The following is a 25964-nucleotide window of genomic DNA, read 5'->3' as shown; positions in this document are numbered from 1 at the left end:
TCACGGACCGATTTCCGCCATGTCCGCTCCCGTCACACGGTCCTCGCGGACCGACGGTACGAGATCACGGCGTACGTGCCGAACAGAAGCAGCCACGCGGAGAGTACGGCGACGGTCGTGGCGCCGGGCGAGTGGCCCTCGGTGGTCGCCCATCCCAGGTCCGCGAACCGGTTGGCGGGCGTGAACCGGCCGAGGGAACGCAGCCACTCGGGCAGGAGCTCCAGCGGGAACCACAGCCCTCCGACGACACCGAAGCCCATCAGACAAGCGACGTTGACGACTCCGGTGCCCTGCGGCGTGAGCCGGTAGCCGTTGCCCAGGCCGAGCAGGGTGAAGGGCAGTGCGCCGATCCACAGCAGCAGCACCAGGGCGGCCCACTGCCAGGCCGCCATCCGCACGCCGTTGAGCAGACCGCCGGCCAGCAGCACCGCCAGGATCGTCGGCAGCACGGTCACCGAACCACTGACCGCACGGCCCACGACCGCGTGCGTGGGGGAGAGCGGAGTCACCCTCAACTGCTGCATCCAGCCGAGGGACTTGTCGGACGCGACGCCCGTACCGATCGCCATGGCCGAGCCGAGCGCGCCGTATGCGGCCATGCCGACCATCGAGGCGGTCTTCCAGCCGTCGACCCCGTCGCCGCCGCCGATGTTCGTGAAGATCAGGTACATCATCACGGGCATTCCGGCACCGAAGAGCAGGAAGGTGGTGTCGCGCAGGGTCCGGCGGATTTCGAGCACGATGTAGCGGAACATCAGACGGTCTCCTCGGCGGGAAGGGCGGCGCCGGATGCCGGCGCGGTGAGGGAGAGGAACGCGGCCTCCAGCGTGGCCAGGGACACCTGGAGCCCCCGGACCAGGCCGAGCCGGGCGAGCTCCATGACGGCGGCGTCCGAGTCGGTGGTGTGCAGCACCGCCCGGTCGCCGGTCACCTCGACGGTCACGACGCCGGGCAGCAGTTCCAGGCCCCCGGTGGAACGGCCCGCCAGGTCGAAGGAGACCTGGCTGTGGCCGGCCGCCGCCTTGATGGCCTCGCCGCTGCCGTCCGCGACGATCCGGCCCCGGTCGATGACGACGATCCGGTCGGCGTTCTCGTCGGCCTCCTCCAGATAGTGGGTGGAGAAGAGCACGGTGTTGCCGCGCCGGGCGTAGGCCCGCATGGACTCCCAGAACGCGTGCCGCCCCTCCACGTCCAGGGCGGCCGTCGGCTCGTCCAGCACGATCAGCCCAGGATTTCCGGCCAGTGCGACGGCGAACCTGACCCGCTGGATCTGGCCGCCGGAGAGCTTGTCGATCCGCCGGTTCGCGTACTCCGCGACACCCGCCAGGTTCAGCGCCTCGGCCACCGGCAGGGGCCTCGGGTAGGTGGAGGCGACGAACGTGATCAGTTCGCGGACGGTGACCCGCTGGATGGGGCGCCCGTCCTGGAGCATGGCCCCGACCAGGCCCGCCCGCACCGCCTGCTCGGGGGTGCGGCCCAGCACGCGCACACGTCCGGCGTCCGGCTCGTTCAGCCCGAGCAGCAGGCTGATCGCGGTTGACTTTCCCGCGCCGTTGCGTCCGAGCAGGGCGACGGTCTCGCCCCTTTCCACGGTCAGCCGGATCCCGTCCACGGCCCGCACCCGCTGCTCGGCCCGGCCGAAGGTCTTCACCGCCCCGGTGAAGGTCACCGCGGCCTCTTTCCCCGTTGTCTGCGTCATGCATACGACGCTACGGAGCCGGACCGTGCCTCGGCAGAGGCGCATGTACGGACTCGGCGATGACAAATGTCATGGTCGGGCGGTGTGGGTGAACGAAGCCCATGGAAAGGGAATCTGACGAAACGTCAGCAGTCTTCACAAGTGCTGGGAGCTGCGTTATACATAGGGCCAACCGGCTAGAACGCGTTCTAGAACGGGCGTGGTCTCCGGTCCCCGCACGACCTCGGTGCGGCCGACGGTGCGGACGGCCGCGCCGAGGTCTTTCACCGTCGAGGAGCAGCTTCCCCATGCCCATTGATGCCGAAAAAGCTCTCGCCGCCGAACCCCGGACCAGCCATATCGACTGGGGCCACAAGGATGTCCAGCTCTACCACCTGGGGATCGGGGCGGGAGCCCGCCCCGACCTCGCCGACCCCGCCGTCGACCCCGGCGAGCTGCGCTACACACTGGAGTCCCGGCTCCATGTGCTGCCGTCCTTCGCGACGGTCGCGGGTGCGGGCACGGCCATGGCCGGCGGCCTCTCCGCGCCCGGTGTCGACATCGACCTCGCGGCCGTCCTGCACGGCGGACAGAGCGTCCGCGTGCACCGGCCGCTCCCGGCGCAGGGCAGTGCGACGGTGACTTCGAAGGTGGCCGCGGTGTACGACAAGGTCAAGGCGGCCGTGCTGGTGCTGCGTACCGAGGCCGCCGACGAGGAGGGACCGCTGTGGACCAGCGACTCCCAGATCTTCGTGCGCGGCGAGGGCGGGTTCGGCGGCGAGCGCGGCCCGTCCGAGCGGATGGCCTACCCCGCCGTCGCCCCCAACCACGTCGTGGAACGCCCGGTCCGCCCCGACCAGGCGCTGCTGTACCGCCTCTCCGGCGACTGGAACCCGCTCCACGCCGACCCGGACTTCGCCGCGAAGGCGGGCTTCGGCCGGCCGATCCTGCACGGACTGTGCACGTACGGCATGACGCTCAAGGCCGTCACCGACACGGTTCTCGGCGGCGATGTGACCCGTATCCGCTCCTACCGCACCCGTTTCACCGGGGTCGTCCTCCCCGGCGAGACCCTCCGCATCGAGATGTGGACCGCCGCCGACCAGGTACGGGTCGAGGTGAAGGCCGTGGAACGGGACAACGCCACGGTCCTCGGTGACACCTTCGTCGAGCATTCCTGAATCCGCCCGGCACACCTGAACCCGAGCCGGGCGTCTCGTGATCCGGAACGGACTCCGGACCCGGCCCCCGGCCCGAACCGGACCCGACTCCGTACCCCGACCCGAACCCGAACCCCGGACCGGACTCCGTACCCCGACCCGACTCCGACTCCGATTCCGATTCCGAACCCACTCCGTAAGCACCGCAGGCCCGTGAGGGGAGCCGCACCATGCGCGCAGCCGTACTGCACGAGATAGGCCAGGACAAACTCGAAGTGCTCGACGACGTCGAGGCGGTGGGCTTCGGCCCCGGAAAGGTCAGGCTTCGGGTCCGCGCCACCGGGCTGTGCCATTCCGACATCTCCGCGATGAGCGGGGTGCTGCCGCAGCCCGCTCCCTTCATCCCCGGCCACGAGGGCGCCGGCGAGGTCATCGACGTCGGTGACGGGGTGACCGGGCTCAGCGCGGGAGACCGGGTGCTGGTCTGCTGGCTGCCGGCCTGCGGCAGCTGCCAGTCCTGCAAACGCGGCCAGACCCACCTGTGTCTGGCCGGCTTCATGAACGCGGGCACCCCCAACTTCAAGCGTCCGGGCGGCGATGTCTTCGGGTTCGCCGGAACCGGAACCTTCACCGAGGAGGTCGTCGTCGGCGCGGGCTGCGCGGTGCCCATCCCCGATGACGTGCCGTTCGAGATCGCCGCGCTGATCGGCTGCGGGGTCACCACCGGGCTCGGCGCCGCCATCAACACCGCGCAGGTGGAGGCCGGTTCGTCGGTCGCCGTGATCGGCTGCGGCGGTGTGGGCATCTCCACCATCCAGGGCGCCAGAGTGCGGGGCGCCGCCCAGATCGTCGCCGTGGACCCGGTGGCCTCCCGGCGCGAGGCGGCCCTGCGGTTCGGCGCGACGGAGGCGGTCTCGCCCGACGAGTTCGCCGACGCCAAACAGCGGATCACCGCGGGCGAGGGCTTCGACTACGTCTTCGAGGTCGTCGGCAAGTCCGCCACGGCCCGCACCGCCTACGAGCAGACCCGGCGCGGCGGCACCCTCTGCATCGTCGGCGCGGGCGCCATGGACGACAACTTCCAGGTCAACATGTTCGAGCTGTTCTTCGACGAGAAGCGGATCCTGCCCTCCATGTACGGAGGCGGGGACGTGCTCCGGTCGTACGAGCGGGCCATCGCGCTCTGGCGGGCCGGCCGCATCGACCTGGAATCGATGATCACCCACCGGGTACGCCTCGACGGCATCAACGACGCCCTCGACCAGATGCGGACCGGCGAGTCGCTGCGTACCTGCATCGAGCTCTGACCCCCGCGGCACAGTCCCGCCCCTTTCCGAGAGGAACCCGAGAACCGATGTCACTTCCCCTGGACGGACTGTCCGCGATCGTCACCGGCGCGGGCCGCGGCCTCGGACGGGCCGAAGCGCTGGAACTGGCGCGGCTCGGCGCGGCCGTCGTCGTCAACGACTACGGGCAGCCCGGCCGCGACGGCTCGGGCGAGGCGTCCGCCACGCCCGCCGAGGAGGTCGCCGAGGAGATCCGCGCCGCCGGCGGCCGGGCGGTCGCCCACCTCGGCGACGTCGCCGACCACGAGCAGGCCCGCGCCCTGGTGGCGCTGGCCGTCGAGACGTACGGCCGGCTCGACATCCTGGTCAACAACGCGGGCATCCTGCGCGACCGGATGATCTTCTCGATGACCGAGGACGAGTGGGACTCGGTCCTGCGGGTGCACCTCAAGGGCCACTTCAACACCACGCACTTCGCCGCCGCCCACTGGCGGTCGAGGTCGAAGGAGTCCGGCGGCCCGGTCTACGGCCGGATCGTCAACACCTCGTCGGAGGCCTTCCTGGCCGGCTCGGCGGGGCAGCCCAACTACGCGGCGGCCAAGGGCGGCATCGTCGGTCTGACCACGTCCACCGCGCTGGCCCTGGCCAAGTACGGCGTCACGGCCAACGCCATCTGCCCGCGTGCCCGGACCCGGATGACCGAGGACGTCTTCGCGGGCTTCCAGGAACCGCAGGACGGGCGGCTCGACGCACTCGCGCCCGAGCATGTCTCGCCCCTCGTCGGCTATCTGGCCTCCCCGGCGGCCGCCAAGGTCAACGGGCAGCTGCTCGTGGTGCACGGCGGGATGGTCGCGATCGTCGAACGCCCCAAGGTGGCGGCGAAGTTCGACGCGACGAAGGAGACCTTCTCCTTCGACGAGCTGGACGAGCTGATCACTCCGTACTACGCGGACCGGCCGCCGAACGAGACGTTCGCGGCGGCCGAGGTGCTCGGCCTCAAACGCGGCTGAAATCTGCCCCCACGGGCGCACCTGCCCCGCACACGGGCACTGTCCCGCACCGGGGCGCACCTGCCCCGCATACGGGAACAAGGGAGGAGGGCCCCGCAGCCGAGACCGGCTGCGGGGCCCTCCTCCCCTGTTGCTCTTTCCGGGCAGCGGTGTCAGGCCGCCCTGCTGCCACCTTCGGAGGGGCGGCGGTGACGGCCGTGCGGTTGCGCCGCCGTGTCGTCCGTCGCCACACCCCCTCGGTGCTTTCCGGATCCGTCGGCCTCGGCCCGTTGTGCGTCCGCCCCCGGCGGACGCGTCTGGGTCGTGTCGGATCGCGCCTCGGACATCTGAGAAGTCACCCCGTTGTGATCGTTTACCTGCTGGTCTCCGGGACTCTCGCACCACCGCCCGGGAACGGTCACCGCCGGCGACCGCGGTGCGCGACTGCGTGAGATCCCCGGCTCAACTCTAGTCCGGCCGCCTTCCGCGTGACGGCCGGTCCCAGGCACGTGCCGTACGTCCCACGAGAGGCGCCTGCCCCAGGGGAACGGGTCTGCACACAGGAGGATGCGTCACGGTGGCGGAAGGTTGCCTGCCGCTTTCCATGCAGCCCGCCGGGGTCGCGTGCGGAGCCGTGCGCCCGGTCGGCTCCACGTCTGAAGGGGCCGTCAGGAACGCCACCGCGCAGGCCGTTTCCCCGTTCGCGTACGGCAGTTTGAGCACACCGTCGCGCGACCAGACCCCGCTGCCGGCCAGCCAGCCCTCGGGCACGGCGAGGTGGTGCAGCCGACGGCCCGACGGGCGCCAGATCCCGGCCCAGCTGCCGGCGGCACCGTCGATCCGCAGGGCCACCGCGCAGCTCTCCGGCATCAGCATCTGCCCCGGCTGCACCGCGAACGGTGTCACGGCGGCGTCCGGCAGACGCAGGCACTCGGGGAAGCGCACCGGCAGACAGCTGCCCAGCACCCCCCAGCCGAGCCGGTCGTGCCCCGGCGCGTCCGAGCGGACCAGCAGCAGACCGCTGTCCGGGTCGGCAAGCAGCAGCCGGTCGTTGCTGTCCGGCGCGATCTGGAGCAGGGGAGTCATCTCGGCGCCGCGCTCCAGGTCCACGGTGACCGCCTTCACCGGCCCGCCCCCCGCGGGTTCCCGGTCCAGGGCCAGCAGACGGCCCGCCCGGTCCAGCCAGACCCCGCCGGTACAGCGCCCCGGCAGGTCCGCGATGTGCTCCGGCCCGAACGCGCCGCCCGCCACCAGCCAGAGCCCGGTGGAGTACACACCGGCAGCCAGGGCGTACGCGCTGACGCCGTCCGGCGACGGCGGCAGCAGCGTCATCTCGGCGCATTCGACGGCGCCCAGCGGGAGTTCACCGGTGCCGGGCCCGGTCGGGTAGAGCAGCGAGAAGGCGTGGCGCCCGGCCGCCCGGCGCCGGATCAGCACGCGGCCGTCGGCGAGCGGCAGCACCTGCGAGGCGGCCTCCTCCGGCTGGTCCAGCGGGAGCGGTACGGCGTACGGCTCGGGACCGTCCAGCGTCCAGCGCTCCGTGAACCAGGCGTCCTGTGTTCCCGCTCCCGCCCCGGCGGCGGTGTCGCGGGCGGTCGTGAGCCGCGCGGCGTAGGCGCCGTCGGCAGCGATCGTGAACGCGGGCAGGACCGTTTCGCCGGGGACCGGCTCAAGCCCAGGGACCTGCTGAAGCCCAGGGACCGGCCCGAGGCCGGGGAACGGCCCAAGCGCCTTCTCCGCAGAGGCAGTCGGGTCCGGCGGCCCCCATGACCCCAGTGACCCCAGCGGCCCCGGAAGAGCCGCCCCACCCTCCGCTCGGGCCGGGGGCACTGCCGGATCCGGCACCACCCCCTCGGCTCCCGAGGGCTCGTCGGCCCCCGGATCCGCCGGCTCGTCGGACCCCGGCTCCACCGTCTCTCCGGTTCCGGCCGCCTCAGCGGTCCCGTTCTCGATGGCACAGACAGTCATCGACGCATCACCTCCGGCAACCGAAGCTAGTTTTCGCACTTCCTGCCGAACAACACGAGCCACGTCACTTCACACATAAGGGTGGTGATGCCCGGATTCGCCTGAGAGGGCGGGGGTGGCTGTGCATCCCGGGATGCGGGTGTCTAAGGTTAGGCATTCCTAAGTGTTATCTGTGTGATCCTCGACTGGAGCAAGTGATGTCCCTTCGTCGCCGCGGCACCGCCGCAGTCGGCCTGGCTGTAGTGGCCGCCCTGTCCCTTTCGGCCTGCGGGAGCGACGACGACGGGTCCGACGCCACGGGCAAGACCGGATCCGGTGCCGACAAGAAGGCCGCGGTCGCGACGGGCGGCAAGGACTTCGGCGACGCGGCGGAGAAGACCGCGGCGTACGGCACCGACGCCCCGGCGGGCACGTTCCCCCGTACCCTCACCCACGCCATGGGCAAGACCGAGCTCAAGGCGGCCCCGAAGCGGGTCGTCGTGCTCGACGTCGGCGAGTTCGACAACGTCGTGTCGCTGGGTGTGAAGCCGGTCGGCTACGCCCCCTCGGAGGGCGACGCGGCGATCCCGTCGTACCTGAAGAAGGCCGCGGGCGACCCCAAGAACGTCGGTACGATCAACAACCTCAACCTTGAGGCCATCGCCGGACTGAAGCCCGACCTGATCCTCGGCAGCCAGCTGCGCGCCGCGGACAAGTACGACGAGCTGTCCAAGATCGCGCCGACCGTGTTCTCCATCCGTCCGGGCTTCACCTGGAAGGAGAACTACCTCCTCAACGCCGCGGCGCTGGACAAGACCGCCAAGGCGAAGTCGGCGCTCGACGCCTACGAGACGAACGCGAAGAAGCTCGGCGAGGACATCGGCCCGAAGAAGCCGACCATCTCCATGGTCCGTTACCTGCCGGACAAGATCCGCCTCTACGCCAAGGCCTCCTTCATCGGCACCATCCTCGACGACGCCGGCCTGCCGAGGCCCAAGAACCAGCAGATCGACGAGCTGGCCGCGGAGATCAGCCCGGAGAAGATCGACGAGGCGGACGCCGACTGGATCTTCACCGGTGTCTACGGCGACGTGAAGGCCACCAAGCGCGACACCACCCAGGCCAACCCGCTGTGGAAGAACCTGACGGCCGTCAAGGAGGGCCGGGCGAAGAACGTCTCCGACGAGACCTGGTACCTCGGTCTCGGCGTCACGGCCGCGAACCTGGTCCTCGACGACCTGCGCGCGGACCTGGTCAAGTAGCGATCCGCCCCACAGGGGCGGGCGGCGCCGCGCAGCTGTCCGGCGCGGCGCCGCGTAACGATTCATGACCGGCCGGCCGCCCGGTGTCCCGGGTCCGACCGGCCATGGATGCGGGGCACGGAGGCCAGGTAGCCTTTCCCCCGTGCCCCGTCTGTCTGAAGTCATCGCCGAGCTCGACGCCCTGTGGCCGCCCGAGCGGGCCGAAGGATGGGACGCCGTCGGCACCGTCTGTGGTGACCCGGACGCCGAGGTCGGCCGGGTGCTCTTCGCCGTCGACCCCGTACAGGAGGTCGCCGACGAGGCGATGGTGCTCGGCGCCCAGCTGATCGTCACCCACCACCCGCTCTATCTGCGCGGTACGACGACGGTCGCGGCCGGCACCTTCAAGGGCCGGGTGGTGCACACCCTGATCAAGCACGACATCGCGCTGCACGTGGCCCACACCAACGCGGACACCGCGGACCCCGGCGTGTCCGACGCCCTGGCCGGCGCCCTCGACCTGCGCGTCGAGCGCCCCCTCGTACCGGACCCCACGGATCCCTCCGGCCGTCGCGGCCTCGGCAGGATCTGCGCGCTCGACCACCCCGAGACCCTCGGCGCGTTCGCCGCACGGGCCGCCGCCCGGCTGCCCGCCACCGCGCAGGGCATCCGCCTGGCCGGCGACCCGGAGGCGCCCGTACGGACCGTCGCGGTGAGCGGCGGATCGGGCGACAGCCTCTTCGACGCGGTCCGGGCAGCGGGCGTGGACGCCTTCCTCACCGCGGACCTGCGCCACCACCCGGCCTCCGAGGCCGTCCAGCACTCGCCGCTCGGCCTGGTCGATGCCGCACACTGGGCCACCGAGTGGCCGTGGTGCGAGCAGGCCGCCGCACAGCTCGACGCGATTTCCGACCGCCACGGATGGGACCTGCGGGTCCATGTCTCGAAGCAGGTCACCGACCCCTGGACCACCCACCACTCTTCTGGAGCCCCCAACTGAACGCCGCGCCCGCCGACCAGATCCGACTCCTCGACGTCCAGGCCCTCGACCAGCGTCTCTCCCAGCTCGCGCACCGCCGCAACTCGCTGCCCGAGCACGCCGAGATCGAGTCGCTGACGGCTGACCTCGCCCAGCTCCGTGACCTCCTCGTCGCCTCGACGACCGAGGAGAGCGACACCGCCCGCGAGCAGACCAAGGCGGAGCACGACGTCGACCAGGTGCGCCAGCGCGCCGCCCGCGACCAGCAGCGCCTGGACTCGGGCGCGGTCACCTCGCCCAAGGACCTGGAGAGCCTCCAGCGCGAGATCGTCTCCCTCGCCAAGCGCCAGGGCGACCTGGAGGACGTCGTCCTCGAAATCATGGAGCGCCGCGAGTCCGCCCAGGAGCGGGTCGCCGAGCTGACCGACCGGGTCTCGGCCGTGCAGGCCAAGGTCGACGACGCCACCGGCCGCCGGGACGCCGCGACCCAGGAGATCGACACGGAGAGCGCGACGGTCGCCAAGGAACGCGAGGTCGTCGCCGGCTCCGTCCCCGCCGACCTGCTCAAGCTGTACGACAAGCTCCGCTCCCAGCAGGGCGGGGTGGGCGCCGCCCGCCTCTACCAGCGCCGCTGCGAGGGCTGCCGCCTCGAACTCAACATCACCGAGATCAACGACGTGAAGGCCGCGTCGCCCGAAACGGTGCTGCGCTGCGAGAACTGCCACCGCATCCTGGTCCGTACCTCGGACTCGGGTCTGTAATGACGCAGCCGCGCCAGTTCGTCGTCGAGGCCGACGGCGGTTCCCGGGGCAACCCGGGGCCCGCCGGTTACGGCGCGGTCGTGATCGACCCGGCGACGGGGGAGACCCTGGCCGAGGCGGCCGAGTACATCGGCGTCGCGACGAACAACGTCGCCGAGTACAAGGGCCTCATCGCCGGACTGCGGGCCGCGAAGGCGCTGATGCCGGACGCCTCGGCCGGCGGCGGGCTCCGCGTGCACGTCCGGATGGACTCCAAACTGGTCGTGGAACAGATGTCGGGCCGCTGGAAGATCAAGCACCCCGACATGAAGCCGCTCGCGGCCGAGGCCGCCCGGATCCTTCCGGCGTCCGCCGTCACCTACGAGTGGATCCCGCGCGAGAGGAACAAGCACGCGGACCGGCTCGCCAACGAGGCGATGGACGCGGGCCGGCGCGGCAAGCAGTGGGAGCCGTCGTCCTCGACGGCCGCCCTCGACACCCCGCGGTCCTCGGTGTCCGCCGCTCTGCCGCCGGTCTCCGGTCCGCCCGGTGACGCGGCGGCCGGCGCGGCGAGGGCGAGAGCGGCGCTCAACCGGCCCGCAGCCGAAGCCTCGCAGCCCGTCGCCGAAGCCGCGCAGGCCGGTGTCAGGACCTCGCCGTCCGGCGCCAGGACCCCGCAGACCGGCTGGGGCGCCGCTCCGGACCTCGGCGCACCCGCCACCTTCGTGCTGCTGCGCCACGGCGAGACCGCGCTCACCCCCGAGAAGCGGTTCTCCGGCAGCGGCGGCACCGACCCCGAACTCTCCGCCACCGGCCGGGGGCAGGCCGAGCGCGCCGCCGAGGCCTTCGCCGCCCGTGGGACCGTGCAGGAGATCGTCAGCTCCCCGCTCCGCCGCTGCCGTGAGACGGCCGGCGCGGTCGCGGCCCGGCTGGGCCTGGAGGTCCGGATCGAGGAAGGGCTGCGCGAGACGGACTTCGGCGCCTGGGAGGGCCTGACCTTCGGCGAGGTCAGGGAGCGGTACGGCGCCGATCTCGACGCCTGGCTCGCCTCCGCGAAGGCGGCCCCCACCGGAGGCGGCGAGAGCTTCGCCGAGGTGTCCCGCCGCGTCGCGGCGGCCCGGGACCGTCTCGTCACCCGGTACGCCGGCCGTACGGTCCTCATGGTCACGCACGTCACGCCCATCAAGACCCTCGTCCGGCTGGCGCTGGGCGCACCGCCGGAGTCGCTGTTCCGGATGGAGCTCTCGGCGGCGTCCGTGTCGGCCGTGGCCTACTACGCGGACGGCAACGCCTCCGTACGTCTGCTCAACGACACGTCCCACCTGCGGTAAAGCCTTCCGGACAGCGCTCGGCCCCGTCGGCGGGGGGAAGCCGACGGGGCCGAGGCGGTTCCGGGAGGCCGGGGGATTGCCTGCCGGAACCCGGGTCACCCGGAGGCCGGGTCACGTGTCCCTGAAAGTCTGTTGCCCCGGCTGACGGGGAGCATGCACGCGAAACCGCGCGACTTTGCCCGGATCAGCCGCGCAGCGCCGCAGCCTCGGCGGCCAGCCGCTCCACCCGGCCCCAGTCCCGGGCCGCCACCGCATCGCCGGGCACCATCCAACTGCCGCCCACGCAGCCGACGTTCGGCAGGGACAAGTAGGAGGGGGCGGAGGCGAGCGAGATGCCGCCCGTCGGGCAGAACCTGGCCTGGGGAAGCGGGGCGGACAGGGCCTTCAGACAGGCCGTGCCGCCCGCCGCCTCGGCCGGGAAGAACTTCATCTCGGTGACTCCGCGTTCCAGCAGTGCGACGACCTCGGACGTCGTCGAGACACCCGGCAGGAACGGCACCCCGGACGCCTTCATCGCGTCCAGCAGCGCGTCCGTCCAGCCGGGACTCACCAGGAACCGGGCGCCCGCGGCCACGGTCTCCGAGACGTTCGCCGGCGAGATCACCGTGCCCGCGCCGACCACCGCGTCCGGGACCTCCGCCGCGATCGCCTTGATCGCGTCGAGGGCAGCGGCGGTCCGCAGCGTCACCTCGATGGCCGGAAGCCCGCCCGCGACCAGGGCCCGGGCGAGCGGCACCGCGTCGGCGGCGTCCTCCAGCACGACGACGGGCACGACGGGGGCAAGGTCCAGTACGGAGGAGGTCATGCCCTCATCCTGCCCGTGCGCCGCACCGTACGCAACGAGCGTTGCGCATGATGCAATGAACCCGATGGTGTGCACGTGCCCACGCCGGCACATTCCTGTCCGACGTGCCGGGTCCGTGGGCCCGAGCCCGGGTCCGTGGTTCCCTGTCCGGCGGGCCCTGTCCGTGGACCCGGTCAGTGGATCTCCGTCACCACGACATCGAGCTCCCACGACCGCCCGGACCGCGCGGGCGCCTGGGCCTCCACCACGTACCCCAGGTCCCGCAGGGCCGTCACCAGCTCCGCCGGGTCCTTCGGCCGGGCCCCCGCTCCCAGCAGGTCGCGGACCATCCGGCCCTTCGTCGCCTTGTTGAAATGGCTGACCACCGACCGCTTCTCCACCCCGTCCACCAACTGGGAGTGCAGGACCCGCACGCTCGCCGTACGCTCCGCCACCGCCCCCTTCGGCTTCCACGCCGCCGCGTAGGCGGACGACCGCAGGTCCAGCACCAGGCCGTCCCCCGCCGCCTCCGGCATGACCTCCGCCATCGGTGCACGCCAGTACGGACCGAGAGCCCCGAGCCCAGGCAGCTTCACCCCCATCGAGCAGCGGTACGGCGGAATCCGGTCGCCCACCCGCACCGCGCCCCACAGCCCGGAGAAGACCAGCAACGACTTCCCGGCCAGGCGGCGGGCCGCCGTGTCCAGGGATGCCAGGTCCAGCGCGTCGTACAGCACCCCGGTGTAGAGCTCCCCGGCCGGACGGGCACCCGCGGTACGCAGCTCGACGTTCTTCGCGATCTCGCCGCGCAGCCCCTCGCTGAGCCCCAGCACCACGCGGGCCTTCTCCTCGTCCGCCGCGCACAGCTCCACCAGCCCGTCCAGCACGGCGGCCCGCGCCCCGGCCAGACCGGGAAGCGACAGCGACTCGGGCTTCAGGGGTGCTCCGCGTCCCGAGGCGGCCTTTCCTTCGGAGGGCGGCAACAGCACGAGCACGGCGGTTCTCCTTCGTACGTACGGAAAAGGGGGCCTCCGGCCTGCGCACGGATCTCCCGGAGCAGTGGCCCGCCAGCGGCTCACCACCCCTCGCGCCAGCGTACGGGGCAGTGGCACCTCTCCGTTCTCCACCCGGGATGCCGCCCGTCCCGCCCCGCCATACGCTCGGTCCATGCCCCGCCGCCATCTCCATATGACCGGCGCAGCCGACACCCCGCTGCGAGCGGCCCTGCGCGCGCTGCGCACCGAACTCGGACTCCCCGACCGCTTCCCGGCCGACGTGCTCGCCGAGGCGGCCGAAGCGGCGCGGCACCCGGAAATCTCCGCACACGAGGACGCCACGGACCTGCCGTTCCTCACCATCGACCCGCCCGCCTCCACCGACCTCGACCAGGCCATGCACCTGGAACGCCGGGCCCACGGCTATCGCGTGCACTACGCCATCGCCGACGTCGCGGCCTTCGTCCGTCCGGGCGGCGCGCTCGACACGGAGGCCCACCGCCGGGTGAACACGCTCTACTTCCCCGACGGCAAGGTGCCGCTCCACCCCGAATCGCTCTCCGAGGGCGCCGCCAGTCTGCTGCCCGGCGAGACGCGCCCCGCCGTGCTCTGGGAGATCGACCTGGACGCCGAGGGCCGCGCCGTCGCCACCCGGGTACGCAGGGCCCTCGTACGCAGCCGCGCGAAGCTCGACTACGCGGGCGTACAGCACCGGATCGACACCGGCACCGCCGAGGAATCCCTCGCCCTGCTCAAGGACATCGGCACGCTGCGTGAGGAGCAGGAGATCGCCCGGGGCGGCATCTCCCTCGACGTGCCCGAACAGGAGATCGTCGAGCGGAACGGCGGCTACGGCCTCGAATACCGCGCCCCGCTGCCCGCCGACGGCTGGAACGCCCAGATCTCCCTGCTCACCGGCATGGCGGCGGCCGGACTGATGCGGGAGTCCGGCACCGGCATCCTGCGCACGCTCCCCGTCGCCCCCGACGGCGCGGTGGCCCGTCTGCGTCGCTCGGCCGAGGCCCTGCACATCGACTGGCCGCACCACGTCCCGTACGCACAGGTCGTCCGCTCCCTCGACCCGAGGCGGACCGGCCACGCGGCGTTCCTCCAGGAGTGCACCACGCTGCTGCGCGGCGCCGGCTACACCGTGTTCGAGCACGGCGAACTGCCCACCCCCGCCGTGCACGCCGCGGTCGCCGAGCTCTACACCCACTGCACGGCGCCGCTGCGCCGCCTCGTCGACCGGTACGCGGCCGAACTCTGCGTCGCGGCGGCCGCGGACCGCGAACCCCCCGAGTGGACCCTGGCCGCGCTGCCCGCCCTGCCCAAGGAGATGGCGGACGGGACCCGGCGCGCCAACACGGTGGAGCGCGAGTGCGTCGACCTCGTCGAGGCGGCACTGCTCAAGGACCGGGTCGGCGCGGTCTTCGACGCGTACGTGGTGGACGTGAAGGAACACGAGCCGACCGTCGGAACCGTCCACATCGACGACCCGGCCATCGTCGCCCGCATCGAGGGCGGCACCGCCGAACTGCCCCTGGGGGAGCGGCTGCGGGTCCGGCTCACCCAGGCGGACCCGGGCTCGTCGAAGGTGCTGTTCGCGCCCGCGTGAGCGCGGCCACGACGGCCCGCGGATCATCGGCGTGGAACCGGACGGAGGCCGTCCGCCCGCGACCGCCGAGCGGCCGTACGAAATCCACCGCCGCGGTCAGTTCCACCGCCACCGTCGTCTGACCGCCGACCGCGAGATCGAGCACGCCGTCCGGGGTGAGCTGAACCAGCCGGCCCTGGGGGAAACGCCGCTCGACCCGCGCGGCGGCGATCGAGGCGGCCGGTATCCGCAGATCGAAGAGCGCCCCGTAGCGGATGCGCAGCGACCCGTCCGGACCCACGACATGCGGCCGGGTCACACACGCGGCGTGCAGGGCGAGCACCAGCAGCACCCCGTACACATCAAGTACGAGCAGAATCCGGTGCACGACCGGCCACGGGATCAGCAGTGCCATCATCACCGTCTCCACCACCGAGACGAAGACCAGGCCGTACATCATCGCGGTCTGCGGCCCGGTGTACGGGGCGGCCCGCGCGCCCTCCGGCACGGCGTGACGCCGCCGCAGCACCCACAGCCCCAGGCTGTGCAGGGCCCGCAGTTCGTGGGCGACGAGCCGTCGCACCGGCACCGGCACGACCGTCCGCAACGCCGAGACCGCCGCCGCCCGCCGCCCCGCACCCTCCCGGCGTCCCGCCCGCCACAGCCGCCCCAGCACGACGGCCTCCAGCACGAGCGCCGCCAGGACCACTGCCTCCGCACCGACGAGTACGGCCCCCGGTATCCGTACCCCGGCCACCAGGCACACGCCCACCGCCGCCTCGACGGGCAGCACGGCCGCGACCACGAGCCGCGTCCCCCGCACCCCTCCGGTCACCGGTCCATCCCCTTCATCCCCTCCATCCCCTTCCTTTCCTTCACCCGCTCCGTCAGGGCCACCATCACCCGGCGCACCACTTCGGCCTGCGCGGGCGGGTAGTCCGCCAGCAGTGCCTCCCCGAACCCCGTCATCGCCGGCCCCTGGTCCGGGACGGCCGCCAGTACCTCGTCCGGCACGAGCGCGGCCATCCGGGCGGCCAGCGGCGCGACGCGCGGATCGTCCACGGGCGCCGCGTCGAGCGCGTCCAGCTCCTCGTACAGCGCGAGTACCGCCGGATCACCGGCCAGCTTCCCCAGCACGGCGTAGACCTCGCTGCCCCCGCCGCCCGCCGTGTCCAGCAGCGCCATATGCTCCCGGTCCCTGGCGGCGCTGGGGGAGTCGGTGACGGGCCCGGCGGCCAGCAGCTCGGCCAGCGCGGGCGACACGGGCCCGACACCGGTCAGCGGCCCCTCCCGCAACTGCGCGAGCCGCAGCCGCCGCTCCCGGATCTCCCGCTCCTGCCGCGCCAGATCGGCATCCAGCTCCCGCAGTACGTCCCCGAGCGGCCGCCCGGCGTCCCCGGCAAGCACCTCCCGTACCTCCTCCAGCCCGAGCCCCAGCTCGGTGAGCCGCCGGATCCGGGCGAGCAGCACGGCGTCGCGCACGCCGTAGGAGCGGTAGCCGTTGGCACGGCGGGCAGGCTCGGCCAGCAGACCGATCTGGTGGTAGTGCCGCACGGCCCTGGGGGTGAGCCCGACGAGCGCGGCGATCTCTCCGATGCGCATGGCCCCAGTAGAAACCCTGACGCTGCGGCAAGGTCAAGCGCAACGGACCGCCGCCCCTTCCGCGCCCCGGCCTGCGACGGACCCGGCCTGAGCGCCCTGGAGCGCCCCGGAGCCGCCGGGCCCTTGGAGCCCCCGGCCCCCAGAGCCCGCCGGCTCCCGCCCTGTCCGGCGGCCCCGGCCGGACGGGTAGCATGGGCGCCACGGCAGACGAGCCGGGCGGACGGCCGCGTGAGGATCTTCGGACCCTCCCGAGGAACGTCCGGGCTCCACAGGGCAGGGTGATGGCTAACGGCCACCCGGGGTGACCCGCGGGACAGTGCCACAGAAAACAGACCGCCTGGGACTCCGGTCCCCGGTAAGGGTGAAACGGTGGTGTAAGAGACCACCAGCGCCTGAGGCGACTCAGGCGGCTAGGTAAACCCCACCCGGAGCAAGGTCAAGAGGGGCCGTCGCAAGACGGCCCTGCGCGAACGTTCGAGGGCGGCCCGCCCGAGTTCGCGGGTAGACCGCACGAGACCGGCAGCAATGCCGGTCCTAGATGGATGGCCGTCTCCCCGGCCGCCGCGAGGCGACCGGGCGACAGAACCCGGCGTACAGCCCGACTCGTCTGCCGCTACCTGCGGCTTTACCTGCGAAGGGCCTCTGACCTGCGTCGGAGGCCCTTGCGGGGTGGCTCGGCCCGGCATCCGCCCGAGCACCCCGCTTCCGTTCCTGTGCATGGAGACGGCAGTTGTCAGGAACCGGACCTGAGTATTTCCCAAATTGCTCTCACTATCTGCACTATTCCCCTTAACTGCCGCTCCGGGCGCGTCAGTCTGGGCTGGACCCGTCTTTGGGGTGCGCGTCTCTGCTCGCGCACGGAGTTCGAGCGGGACCGCTGAAGTCGGCTGGCCGACGGTGCGAGAAGGCGGTGGACAGGAAGTCGTCTCATGTGGGTTCACCCTGCCGTCCGGCGTTTGGCGACGTTCTGTTGCCCGCGTCAGTCCAGGGTTCCTCGGGGAGATCGCAGTCCGGGAACTCTCGCCTGACAGCTCCGTAGTGATGTGTGATTGAAATGTGCTCGGGCGGGGACATGGATCGCATTCGGATGCCGTATGCGACCTGCGTCTGTCCTTGTAAACCGGTCTGGATGCGAAAGTCATGCGCGATGAGGCTGCGGTAGCCCAGGGTCAGCCATTCGAACTCGGAACAGGTAAGCCCCGGTTCTTGCATGGCATTGTGCATGGAAAGGATGCGCAGCATGTCCTCTTCGCTGACCGGATGCCCTCTTGCCTTTCGTTCGTTGAGCCGAATTTGATCCAGCTGGGACAGGGCGATCAGCCAGTGACTGCCGGCCTTCCAATGGACGACAACGATGATCAGCCCGACCGGTGCCACCCACCACGGTCCGCGCCAAGTGAGCCCGGTCTCCTCCCACCACCAGGGCGACATGGCGGTGACTGCGAGCAGTGCGGTGCCACGGGCGACCCAGGCTGACGGATCGGCCCACGACATCGGGTAGTAGTGCCCACCAGGCTTCCGCGGGAGCGCTCTGGACACCAGCCCGTGCACAAAGCCGTTGCTTCCCGCCGCGACTTCATCGAAGACCCATCCCGCCCGATCGCCCGAAGGCAATAGGCAGCGATAGTCCTCAATGGTTCGGACAAGGAAAACAGCGATGAACAGATGCGCGACCGCGAGAGCGCCGAAGATGGTCCATGCTCGGTCCACCGAGACCGAAACCTGTGCCACCGTCACGGACTTGCCGCCCGACAAGAGGCGAATGGCAGTGATGGAGACCACCAGCAGCGACCCCACCGTCAGGATTCGCGTGGCGTTGTTCACCCCGGCGATGATCTTCCGCTGATGCACATTCCCTTGGTCCATGGTTGCGCCCCCGCCGCTCGCTTCGCCTCACCACTCCCCGGTCAACTGTCCCTTGCCTCGGAGTGTCCCACCGGCGTCGCCCTGCTGTCAGCCGCACAGCCCGACCGGGCCGCAATGCACGGGTCACGGTCGCGCCGGGTGTACCGCTGGACGCTGTCGGAAGCGTCCGGCGGCCATTGGCGTCGGGTAGGCGTTGGCGTCGCTCTTCGCCGGCTCACGCGGTACCCCCGCCCGGCCGGCGGATCCACGGGAGTGCGCAAGGTTCCTGTAGGAGAAGCGAGTTGTACCGCTTTCGCCTCTGCCCATTGCGGCCGGTCCGCCTCATCCACCGCGGCCGGCCACTTCGGAGGCCCACGCATCCGCCATGTCCTGGACGAGAACCCCATGAGCGTCCGATTGATATCCCGAGCCATGCGATGCATAACCAGCCCGAGCCCGCGGTTGAGGCTGCGGACGCGTCCTCCCTCCGGGTGGGACTGCTCGCTTTCCCCGCAGCTGGACTGGTCGTCCTCCTCGCGTCCTCCGCGCTGAGCGCGAAGAGCAGGCCGGAACAGCGGACAAAGTGACTTGATGCGGTCGGCGACGCACGGAAGATCACGATACGAGCCACAGCCGAATCGCTGCCGGGTGACGGTGACGCAGACGCGGGGGTGGAGAAGGTTCCGTCGCGTCAGGCCAGTCCGACGGAGCTCCCGGCCGGTGGATCACTGGCGGATCCAGAGCCGGATCCCTGCGGCGGTGACGGTGCCGTGGAAGACGTAGGCGCTCCGGGGCGCTCCACAGAGGGCGATGCCCAGGGGCGGCGGATCCGTTGTCCGGCGTGGTGCCAGGTGCCAGGTGCCAGGTCCGTGGTGCCAGGGCACGGCCTTGCGGCGGTCCTGCCGGGACGGTCGGGCCGGGGTGATGCCACCGGGTGGGCGTTGACCGCGTGTGTGTGCTTACGCCGTCCGGATCAGCGGTGGCTCAGGACATCGACGACGCGCCCGCTCGGACCGCGTACGAAGAAACGGCGCACGCCGATGGGGCCGGACAGCAGGGTGCGTGGCCGGGTGCGCCGCGCATGCGGTGCGGCGGCCAATCGCGGACCGGTCGGTCCGCATGTGGTGGAGGAGAGGCCACCTCAGGCGCTCAACTGGGGGCGCCGGCCTGGCTGGGTACGTTTTCGAGGCTGTGGAGCAGACGCTCACCGCGGTCTTCGGCCATGTCCAGCGTGGCCAGAACGGCCGGCGTCGAGATGCTCGGCAGGATGTAATGGAGCAGGACCGAGATCCGTCGGCCCAGGTCCTCGCGGTTGGACAGGACCTGGGACATCACCTGGATGCCCGAGAAGGACCCCGCCAGCATTTCCGCCGCCTCGCGCGGATTGACGTGCGGCAGCAGCTCACCCTGCCCCTTGGCGGCCAGCAGGATGTGTTCGAGCCGGTCTATCCAGCCTCGGAACGGCGTGCCCCGGTCCAGACCTTCCACGGCCTGGTCCATGGCCAGGCCGACACTGGCACGGACCAGCGGCTCATGGCGCAGGCGGTAGGCCAGGAGCATGCCCTGGTCCACCAGTTCCTGAAGCTTGGTCAGCTGGGGCGGCAGCGGATCGCTGTCCAGCTGTATGTCCATCACCCCGAGCGCGAGGTCTTCCTTGGAGGCGAAGTGGAAGTACAACGCGCCCTTGGTCGCCCCCGCCCGGGCCAGGATCTCGCTGATGGTCGCGCTGCTGTAACCGCGCTCGTCGAACACGTCGGCAGCCGCCACCAGGATCGACCGACGGGTCTGGATCGCGCGCGCCTGCTGTGCCATCAGCTTCTCTCTAATGGTGGCTTGAATCGTGCCACAAGGGGTTGGCTGGAAAGGAAAACCGGGCTGTCAGTATCTTACTGCGGGGCGGCTCGGCCCTCTGACACCGATCCTCCTGGGGGAACGTCATGGTTCAGCTCACCTCCCGCAGCGCTTCGGTGTCGGTGGCAGGGGCGGTGCCGGTGGACGGCGTCGGGAACGCCGGGTCCTTCGCTGGTGCCGACGGCGCCGGCAGCTCCTCCGGCGTTCCGGGGGCGGCCTCCGTCGGCGGGGAGGATCCGGGCCCGAGAGGAGGGTCGCCCGACCGGCTGAGACAGCTGGTCCACCGGACCGACCCCCAGGACGTCTTTCCCACCGGCCTCACCCGGCTCACCGACACCCAGTTCTCGGTTTCGGCGCACTGGCCGCGGACCCATCGCTTCTTCGCCCCCGTCGGCGGCCGCCACCAGGACCCCCTGCTCATAGCCGAGACCATGCGCCAGACGACGATGCTGGTCGCCCATGCCCATTTCGGTGTGCCGGTCGGCGATGCCTTCGTGATGTGGGAACTGCGGTACACCTCCGCGTCCGCCCGGCTCGAACTGGGCGACGACCCGTGGGACATCACGGTGGACGTGTCCTGTTCCCGGATCCGTCTCCGCGGCCGGAGCCTCGGCTCCATGCGTGTCGAACTCCTCCTGCACCGCCGCGGCACCGTGCTCGCCTCCGGCGGCGGCCGGATCAGCTGCACCTCGGCAGCGGCGTACCAGCGGCTGCGCGGCCATCTCGGCACCGTGCTCGGCACCCCGATACCCGTCCTGCCCGCCGTCGCGCCGCGCACGGTCGGCAGGACCTCCGAACGGGACGTCGTTCTCTCGCCCGGCGCGCAACCGGGCACCTGGCTGCTGCGCGTCGACACCCGGCACCCGACACTCTTCGGCCGCCCCAACGACCATGTGCCGGGCATTCTGCTGCTGGAGGCTGCCCGCCAGGCCGCACACGCCGCCACCGGCACGGCCTTCCTGCCGACGGCTCTTCAGGCAGACTTCCTCCAGTACGTGGAGCTCGACCGGCCCTGCCGGATCGAGGCCGCACCCCTCCCGGCCGACGCCCTCTCGCCCGCGGGAGTGTTCGTACGGGCCGTCCAGGACGGCGAACCCGCCTTCACCTGTGCCCTCCGCCCGCCGGCCTCCCGCCCGGCCGGGCCCGGCAACGCCCGGAGCGATCTCTCATGACCCCCCTCATCCTCATCACCGGCGCCACCGGCTTCATCGGCAGCCGGGTGACCGCCGCCGCCCGTGCGACCCCCGGGGTCCGGCTGCGCCTGATGGCCCACAGGACCGAACCCGACGCCGCCGCGGCCGGTTCCGGCTGCGAGACGGTGTACGGAGATCTCGCCGACCCCGGATCGCTGCGCGGCAGTTGCGAGGGTGTCGACGCCGTGATCCACTGCGCCTCCCGGATCGGCTCCGACGAACAGAGCGCCCGGACCGTCAACGATCACGGAACCCGTGCGCTGGTCGACGAGGCCGTACGCAGCGGAGTCGGCCGGATCGTCCAGTTGAGCACCGCTTCCGTCTACGGCCGCGGCCCCTTCACCGCGATGCTCCCCGGCGCGGCCGAGCCCGCCCCCGCCTCCGCCACCAGCCTGACCCGGGTCGCCGCCGAACAGCATGTCCTTGCGGGCGGGGGGGCCGTCCTGCGCCCGCACATCGTGTACGGGGCGGGGGACCGGTGGGCGATTCCCGGGCTGGTCGCCCTGCTGCGCCACCTGGAGGCGGCGCCGGCCGGCTGCGACGCCCGCCATTCGATGATCGACGTGGCGAGCCTGGGCCGGGCGCTGCTCGGGGCGGCGCTCGCGCCGAAGCCGCCGTCCGGCGTCTACCACGTCAATCACCCCGAGCCCGTGACCTGCTCGGACCTGCTGTCCACGGTGCTCGGCGAGCTCGATCTGCCCTGGGCGGGCACGGAGATCGCCCTGGACGAGGCGCGTGCCCGGCTGGCAGGCGTCCCGTACGCCACACACCACTTCGGGATGCTCACCGTGGACCACTGGTTCGCCGACGAACGGATCCGTCAGGACCTCGGCTGCGCCCCGGGCGCCGACTTCCGGACCTCCTTCGCGGAGCACGCCCCCTGGTACCGGGAGTTCCTCAGCCGTTGAGGGAGAGGGAGAGGGAGAGGGAGAGGGAGTTGGAGGAGTTGGGGAGTTGAGGGCGTTCAGGCGCCGTTGATGTGTTGGAGCCGCGAGCGCCTCCGACACATCCGCGCCGTCAGCCGTCAGCCGTCAGCCGTCAGCCGGGTCCGGGATGCGGGTGCCCGTCCCGCTCACCCGTACCCGCGCGTCGCCCGCCCGCAGGGTGACGGTCAGTGTGCCGGGGCGGCCCATGTCCTCACCCTGGTGCAGGGTGAGCACGGCGGCCTCCGGCACCAGGGACAGGGTGCGCAGGTACGCGCCGAAGGCGGCCGCCGCCGCGCCCGTCGCCGGGTCCTCGACCACACCGCCGACCGGGAACGGGTCCCGGACGTGGAAGACGGTCTCCGACGCGCGCCACGCCAGCTGAACGGTCGTCAGGTCCAGTCGGTGCATCAGGGCTTCGAGCCGCGCGAAGTCGTAGGAGAGCGTGGCCAGTCGCTCACGGCTCGCGGCGGCCAGCACCAGATGGCGGGCGCCCGCGTAGGCGATCCGGGGCGGCAGGGCCGGGTCGAGGTCTGTGGCCGGCCAGTCCAGTGCGGCCAGCGCTTCCGTGACGTCCTCCGGCGCGACGTCCACGACGTGCGGTTCCACGCTGGTGAGGGTCGCCCGCAGCTCGCTCCCCTCACGGACGACGGTGACCGGCACCGGGCCCGCCGCGGTCGCGAACTCCACGTCACCGGGGCCGTCCCGCTCGGCGAGGGCCAGGGCCGTCGCCACGGTGGCGTGGCCGCAGAACGGGACCTCGGCCTTCGGGCTGAAGTAACGGATCGCGTAACCGCGCGCACCGGGCTCCGACGCCTCGGTCCGGCCGGTCAGGAACGCCGACTCGCTGTAGCCGAGCTCCGCCGCGACGGCGAGCATGCCAGCCGCGTCCAGACCTGAGGCGTCCAGCACGACCCCGGCGGGATTCCCGCCCTCGGGGTCGGCGGAGAAGGCGGTGTAGCGCAGGACCTCGGCCTTGGCGGGATCAGTCATGTGCGGCACAACCGAGCCGGGGTCCGGGGTATTCCCTCAGTGGTGTTCCCGGCGGGCCGGTCGGCCCCGGCCCCTCGCCCGGCGGACCGGTCAGCCCCGGCCCACGTACGGCATCGCCGTCGCCATCACCGTCACGAAGGGGATGTTGGCCTCCAGCGGCAGCTCCGCCATGTGGACCACCGTGCGGGCCACGTCCTCGGCCGCCATCACCGGCTCCACGGCCAGTTCGCCGTTGGCCTGGAGTGTCCCGGTCCGCATCCGCTCCGTCATCTCGCTCGCGGCGTTGCCGATGTCGATCTGCCCGCAGGCGATCCGGTACGGACGGCCGTCCAGCGACAGCGACTTCGTGAGGCCGGTCATCGCGTGCTTGGTCGCGGTGTAGGCGGCCGAGTGCGGGCGCGGCGCGTGAGCGGAGACCGAGCCGTTGTTGATGATCCGCCCGCCCTGCGGGTCCTGTTCCTTCATCTGCCGGTACGCCGCCTGCGCGCACAGGAACGCTCCCGTCAGGTTCACGTCGACCACCGCGCGCCAGTCGTCGTACGAGAGGTCCTCGACCGGCACCGCGCGCGGCCCGAACGTGCCCGCGTTGTTGAAGAGCAGATCGAGGCGGCCGAAGCTCTCCCGTACGACGGAGAACAGGGCGTTCACGTCATCGGGGCGGGACACGTCGGCGGGGACGGTGATCACCCGGGCGTCCGGCCCGGCCAGTGCGGCGGTCCCGGCGAGCGGCTCCGGGCGGCGGCCCGCGAGCGCCACCGACCAGCCGGCGCCGCTCAGGGCGAGTGCCACCGCGCGGCCGATCCCGGAGCCCGCGCCGGTGACCACAGCCGTCTTCGTCATGGAGTTCAACGGTTCGTCGCTCATGGTGCGGCAGCGTACGCGGCGCGTTCCGGAGGGAGCGGACGGGGGGAAACGGCGCGTCCGGGTGGGGTGTTCGCGTCCCGCGAGTGATTGCCTCATCCGGTTCCGGCGATTCCCGGGCCGCCCCGCCCGGAGTTGATCATCATGGCTTCGGCCGCATACGCGGAGTTTGCCCCTGGGGATCCATTCCTGCCGTATTCCTCATCCAGGCGACGCCCGTGCGACGCGAGCACGACAACCGCCCGATGTGCCGGCCCGGTGGACTTCCCCCACATCACCAGTCAGGGGAGGGACAGATGACGCACTCATCGCACCAGCAGGAGCTGCGCGACGCGGCCCGGCACACCGGCCGCCGCCGCTTTCTCACCGTCACCGGAGCCGCTGCCGCACTCGCGTTCTCCGTCGGACTGCCGGCCGCGGGAGCGGCGAGCGCCGCCGAGCTCGACACCCGGAAGATCGTCGAGGACCCGTTCACCCTCGGCGTCGCGTCCGGCGACCCGCTGCCCGACTCCGTCCTGCTGTGGACGCGGCTCGCGCCCCGCCCGTTCGAACCCGACAGCGGACTGCCCGCCGCCCGTGTCGAGGTGCGCTGGGAGCTGGCCCGCGACGAGCGCTTCCGGCACATCGTCCGGCGCGGCACCGCCATCGCCCACCCGGAGTTCCACCACAGCGTCCATGTGGAGGTCAAGGGCCTCGCCCCGGACCGCTTCCTCTACTACCGCTTCCGCGCCGGACAGTGGACCAGCCCGGCCGGACGGACCCGCACCGCCCCCGCCCCCGGCGCCCACAAGCGCGAGCTGAGCCTGGCCGCCGTCTCCTGCCAGGCCTACCACGACGGCTACTTCACCGCGTACAAGCACCTCGCCGACGAGGACGTCGACGCCGTCTTCCACCTCGGCGACTACCTCTACGAGTACGCCGTGACCGCGACCGGCGGGGCCCGCAACTACACCGACCGCACCCTGCCCGCCCTCTTCAACCGGGAGACGACCACGCTGGAGGACTACCGGCTGCGGTACGCCCTCTACAAGTCCGACCCCGATCTGCGCGCCGCCCACGCCGCGCACCCCTTCGTCGTCACCTGGGACGACCACGAGACCGAGAACAACTACGCGGGTGAGATCCCCGAGAACAGCGTGCCGCCCGAGGAGTTCCTGATCCGCCGGGCCGCCGCCTACCGCGCGTACTGGGAGAACCAGCCGCTGCGCACCCCGCAGCGGCCGGACGGCCCGGACATGAAGCTCTACCGCCGCCTGCAGTTCGGCCGGCTCGCCCAGTTCGACATCCTCGACACCCGCCAGTACCGCAGCGACCAGGCGTACGGCGACGGCTGGCAGACCCCCGGACCCGAGTCCGAGGACCCCTCGCGCACCCTGACCGGCGCCGCCCAGGAGCGCTGGCTGATCGACGGCTGGCGCCACTCGAAGGCCACCTGGAACGTCGTCCCGCAGCAGGTCACCTTCGCCCAGCGCCGCGACGTGCCGACCGAGGCCTTCAAGCTCTCCATGGACTCCTGGGACGGCTACCCCGCGTCCCGCGACCGCGTCCTGAGAGGCGCCGAGGCCGCCGGGGTGGACAACCTCATGGTGCTGACCGGTGATGTGCACGTCGGCTACGCCTTCGACCTGAAGCGGGACTTCGACGACCCCGCCTCCCGCACGGTCGGCACCGAGATCGTCGCCACCTCCATCGCCAGCGGCAAGAACGGCGCGGAGAAGCCGGCCAACTGGACGAACCAGATGACCGCCAACCCGCACATGAAGTTCTACAACGGGCGCCGTGGCTACGTCCTCGTCACCCTCCAGGAGCGTCAGGCGCGCGCCGACTACCGCACGGTGTCCGCCGTCACCACGCCCGGCGCCCCCGTGACGACGGCCGCCTCGTTCGTCACGGAGGTGGGCGACCAGGGCCTGACCCCGGCCTGACTCCGGCCCGGCCCCGGCCCGACGCAGGTCCGACGCCGGTCCGGCCC

General features: G+C 71.8%; 22 protein-coding genes and 1 other RNA gene. 12 read left to right on the top strand and 11 right to left on the bottom strand.

What is annotated here, in order from left to right; genetic code table 11:
• Positions 1-32: 32 nt before the first annotated feature.
• Together ACZ4LX_RS10045 and ACZ4LX_RS10040 are read right to left on the bottom strand one after the other, a co-directional pair.
• Positions 33-755, bottom strand: a complete 723-nt coding sequence (locus ACZ4LX_RS10045; RefSeq protein WP_467634262.1) for an ABC transporter permease — start codon at positions 753-755, stop codon at positions 33-35.
• Positions 755-1699, bottom strand: coding sequence for an ABC transporter ATP-binding protein (locus ACZ4LX_RS10040; protein ID WP_467634265.1), 945 nt, complete (start codon positions 1697-1699; stop codon positions 755-757). Before ACZ4LX_RS10040 ends, ACZ4LX_RS10045 begins: the two co-directional genes overlap by 1 nt.
• Positions 1700-1986: 287 nt before the next feature.
• On the opposite strand from ACZ4LX_RS10040, the gene ACZ4LX_RS10035 reads away from it, so the two are divergent.
• The 3 genes from ACZ4LX_RS10035 to ACZ4LX_RS10025 all read left to right on the top strand — a co-directional run bounded on the left by ACZ4LX_RS10035 (position 1987) and on the right by ACZ4LX_RS10025 (position 5134).
• Positions 1987-2859 (top strand): MaoC/PaaZ C-terminal domain-containing protein, encoded by an 873-nt coding sequence (locus tag ACZ4LX_RS10035; RefSeq protein WP_467634268.1) that lies wholly within the window; start codon positions 1987-1989, stop codon positions 2857-2859.
• A gap of 209 nt (positions 2860-3068) precedes the next feature.
• Positions 3069-4145 (top strand): Zn-dependent alcohol dehydrogenase, encoded by a 1077-nt coding sequence (locus ACZ4LX_RS10030; RefSeq protein ID WP_467634271.1) that lies wholly within the window; start codon positions 3069-3071, stop codon positions 4143-4145.
• Positions 4146-4192: 47 nt separating this feature from the next.
• Positions 4193-5134 carry a 3-oxoacyl-ACP reductase gene (locus tag ACZ4LX_RS10025; protein ID WP_467634274.1) on the top strand — a complete coding sequence of 314 codons (942 nt, stop codon included), beginning with the start codon at positions 4193-4195 and terminating at the stop codon, positions 5132-5134.
• A 447-nt stretch (positions 5135-5581) separates the two neighbouring features.
• On the opposite strand, the gene ACZ4LX_RS10020 is transcribed toward ACZ4LX_RS10025, so the two are convergent.
• Positions 5582-7081, bottom strand: a complete 1500-nt coding sequence (locus ACZ4LX_RS10020) for a hypothetical protein (RefSeq protein ID WP_467634277.1) — start codon at positions 7079-7081, stop codon at positions 5582-5584.
• Positions 7082-7278: 197 nt separating this feature from the next.
• Between ACZ4LX_RS10020 and ACZ4LX_RS10015 the strand changes: the two genes are divergently transcribed.
• The 4 genes from ACZ4LX_RS10015 (at position 7279) to ACZ4LX_RS10000 (ending at position 11351) form a co-directional block, all read left to right on the top strand.
• Positions 7279-8322: an ABC transporter substrate-binding protein gene (locus ACZ4LX_RS10015; protein WP_467634280.1), complete on the top strand. Its 1044-nt coding sequence runs from the start codon at positions 7279-7281 to the stop codon at positions 8320-8322.
• A gap of 142 nt (positions 8323-8464) precedes the next feature.
• Positions 8465-9301 carry a Nif3-like dinuclear metal center hexameric protein gene (locus ACZ4LX_RS10010; protein ID WP_467634283.1) on the top strand — a complete coding sequence of 279 codons (837 nt, stop codon included), beginning with the start codon at positions 8465-8467 and terminating at the stop codon, positions 9299-9301.
• Positions 9298-10041 (top strand): zinc ribbon domain-containing protein, encoded by a 744-nt coding sequence (locus ACZ4LX_RS10005; RefSeq protein ID WP_467635667.1) that lies wholly within the window; start codon positions 9298-9300, stop codon positions 10039-10041. The genes ACZ4LX_RS10010 and ACZ4LX_RS10005 overlap by 4 nt, the downstream gene beginning before the upstream one ends.
• Positions 10041-11351 carry a bifunctional RNase H/acid phosphatase gene (locus tag ACZ4LX_RS10000; RefSeq protein WP_467634288.1) on the top strand — a complete coding sequence of 437 codons (1311 nt, stop codon included), beginning with the start codon at positions 10041-10043 and terminating at the stop codon, positions 11349-11351. The genes ACZ4LX_RS10005 and ACZ4LX_RS10000 overlap by 1 nt, the downstream gene beginning before the upstream one ends.
• Positions 11352-11535: 184 nt before the next feature.
• Here ACZ4LX_RS10000 and eda read toward each other — a convergent pair whose 3' ends face one another.
• Together eda and yaaA are read right to left on the bottom strand one after the other, a co-directional pair.
• A complete protein-coding gene (gene eda, locus ACZ4LX_RS09995) occupies positions 11536-12156 on the bottom strand; it encodes a bifunctional 4-hydroxy-2-oxoglutarate aldolase/2-dehydro-3-deoxy-phosphogluconate aldolase (RefSeq protein WP_467634291.1) in 621 nt (206 codons plus the stop codon).
• Positions 12157-12329: 173 nt separating this feature from the next.
• Positions 12330-13130 carry a peroxide stress protein YaaA gene (gene yaaA / locus ACZ4LX_RS09990; RefSeq protein WP_467634293.1) on the bottom strand — a complete coding sequence of 267 codons (801 nt, stop codon included), beginning with the start codon at positions 13128-13130 and terminating at the stop codon, positions 12330-12332.
• Between the two features lie 193 nt (positions 13131-13323).
• Between yaaA and ACZ4LX_RS09985 the strand changes: the two genes are divergently transcribed.
• Positions 13324-14745 (top strand): RNB domain-containing ribonuclease, encoded by a 1422-nt coding sequence (locus tag ACZ4LX_RS09985; protein ID WP_467635671.1) that lies wholly within the window; start codon positions 13324-13326, stop codon positions 14743-14745.
• Here ACZ4LX_RS09985 and ACZ4LX_RS09980 read toward each other — a convergent pair.
• Entirely contained in the window at positions 14696-15559 is an 864-nt protein-coding gene (locus ACZ4LX_RS09980) for a hypothetical protein (RefSeq protein WP_467634295.1), read from the bottom strand. The genes ACZ4LX_RS09985 and ACZ4LX_RS09980 overlap by 50 nt on opposite strands.
• The gene (locus ACZ4LX_RS09975) at positions 15556-16326 is read right to left on the bottom strand and encodes a MerR family transcriptional regulator (RefSeq protein ID WP_467634298.1); all 771 of its coding nucleotides are present in this window, start codon (positions 16324-16326) and stop codon (positions 15556-15558) included. The genes ACZ4LX_RS09980 and ACZ4LX_RS09975 overlap by 4 nt, the downstream gene beginning before the upstream one ends.
• A gap of 208 nt (positions 16327-16534) precedes the next feature.
• Between ACZ4LX_RS09975 and rnpB the strand changes: the two genes are divergently transcribed.
• Positions 16535-16936, top strand: an RNA gene (rnpB, locus tag ACZ4LX_RS09970) — RNase P RNA component class A.
• A gap of 317 nt (positions 16937-17253) precedes the next feature.
• On the opposite strand, the gene ACZ4LX_RS09965 is transcribed toward rnpB, so the two are convergent.
• Entirely contained in the window at positions 17254-18150 is an 897-nt protein-coding gene (locus tag ACZ4LX_RS09965; RefSeq protein ID WP_467634301.1) for a hypothetical protein, read from the bottom strand.
• 1170 nt (positions 18151-19320) lie between these two features.
• Complete coding sequence (locus ACZ4LX_RS09960; protein WP_467634304.1) at positions 19321-19983, bottom strand: ScbR family autoregulator-binding transcription factor; 663 nt, start codon at positions 19981-19983, stop codon at positions 19321-19323.
• Positions 19984-20108: 125 nt separating this feature from the next.
• Between ACZ4LX_RS09960 and ACZ4LX_RS09955 the strand changes: the two genes are divergently transcribed.
• Together ACZ4LX_RS09955 and ACZ4LX_RS09950 are read left to right on the top strand one after the other, a co-directional pair.
• Complete coding sequence (locus tag ACZ4LX_RS09955) at positions 20109-21194, top strand: ScbA/BarX family gamma-butyrolactone biosynthesis protein (protein ID WP_467634307.1); 1086 nt, start codon at positions 20109-20111, stop codon at positions 21192-21194.
• Positions 21191-22123 carry an NAD-dependent epimerase/dehydratase family protein gene (locus tag ACZ4LX_RS09950; RefSeq protein WP_467634310.1) on the top strand — a complete coding sequence of 311 codons (933 nt, stop codon included), beginning with the start codon at positions 21191-21193 and terminating at the stop codon, positions 22121-22123. Before ACZ4LX_RS09955 ends, ACZ4LX_RS09950 begins: the two co-directional genes overlap by 4 nt.
• A gap of 123 nt (positions 22124-22246) precedes the next feature.
• Here the strand turns inward: ACZ4LX_RS09950 and ACZ4LX_RS09945 are convergent, their stop codons facing one another.
• Together ACZ4LX_RS09945 and ACZ4LX_RS09940 are read right to left on the bottom strand one after the other, a co-directional pair.
• Positions 22247-23131 carry a PhzF family phenazine biosynthesis protein gene (locus tag ACZ4LX_RS09945; RefSeq protein WP_467634313.1) on the bottom strand — a complete coding sequence of 295 codons (885 nt, stop codon included), beginning with the start codon at positions 23129-23131 and terminating at the stop codon, positions 22247-22249.
• Between the two features lie 90 nt (positions 23132-23221).
• Positions 23222-23995 (bottom strand): SDR family oxidoreductase, encoded by a 774-nt coding sequence (locus ACZ4LX_RS09940; RefSeq protein ID WP_467634316.1) that lies wholly within the window; start codon positions 23993-23995, stop codon positions 23222-23224.
• A gap of 293 nt (positions 23996-24288) precedes the next feature.
• Here ACZ4LX_RS09940 and ACZ4LX_RS09935 point away from each other — a divergent pair, with 293 nt between their 5' ends.
• A complete protein-coding gene (locus ACZ4LX_RS09935) occupies positions 24289-25917 on the top strand; it encodes an alkaline phosphatase D family protein (RefSeq protein WP_467634319.1) in 1629 nt (542 codons plus the stop codon).
• The last annotated feature ends 47 nt before the right edge of the window (positions 25918-25964 follow it).

Source organism: Streptomyces sp. NPDC026062 (assembly GCF_055568375.1).
The sequence above is the reverse complement of the archived record's forward strand: the minus strand, read 5'-3'. Positions and strand labels throughout refer to the sequence as shown.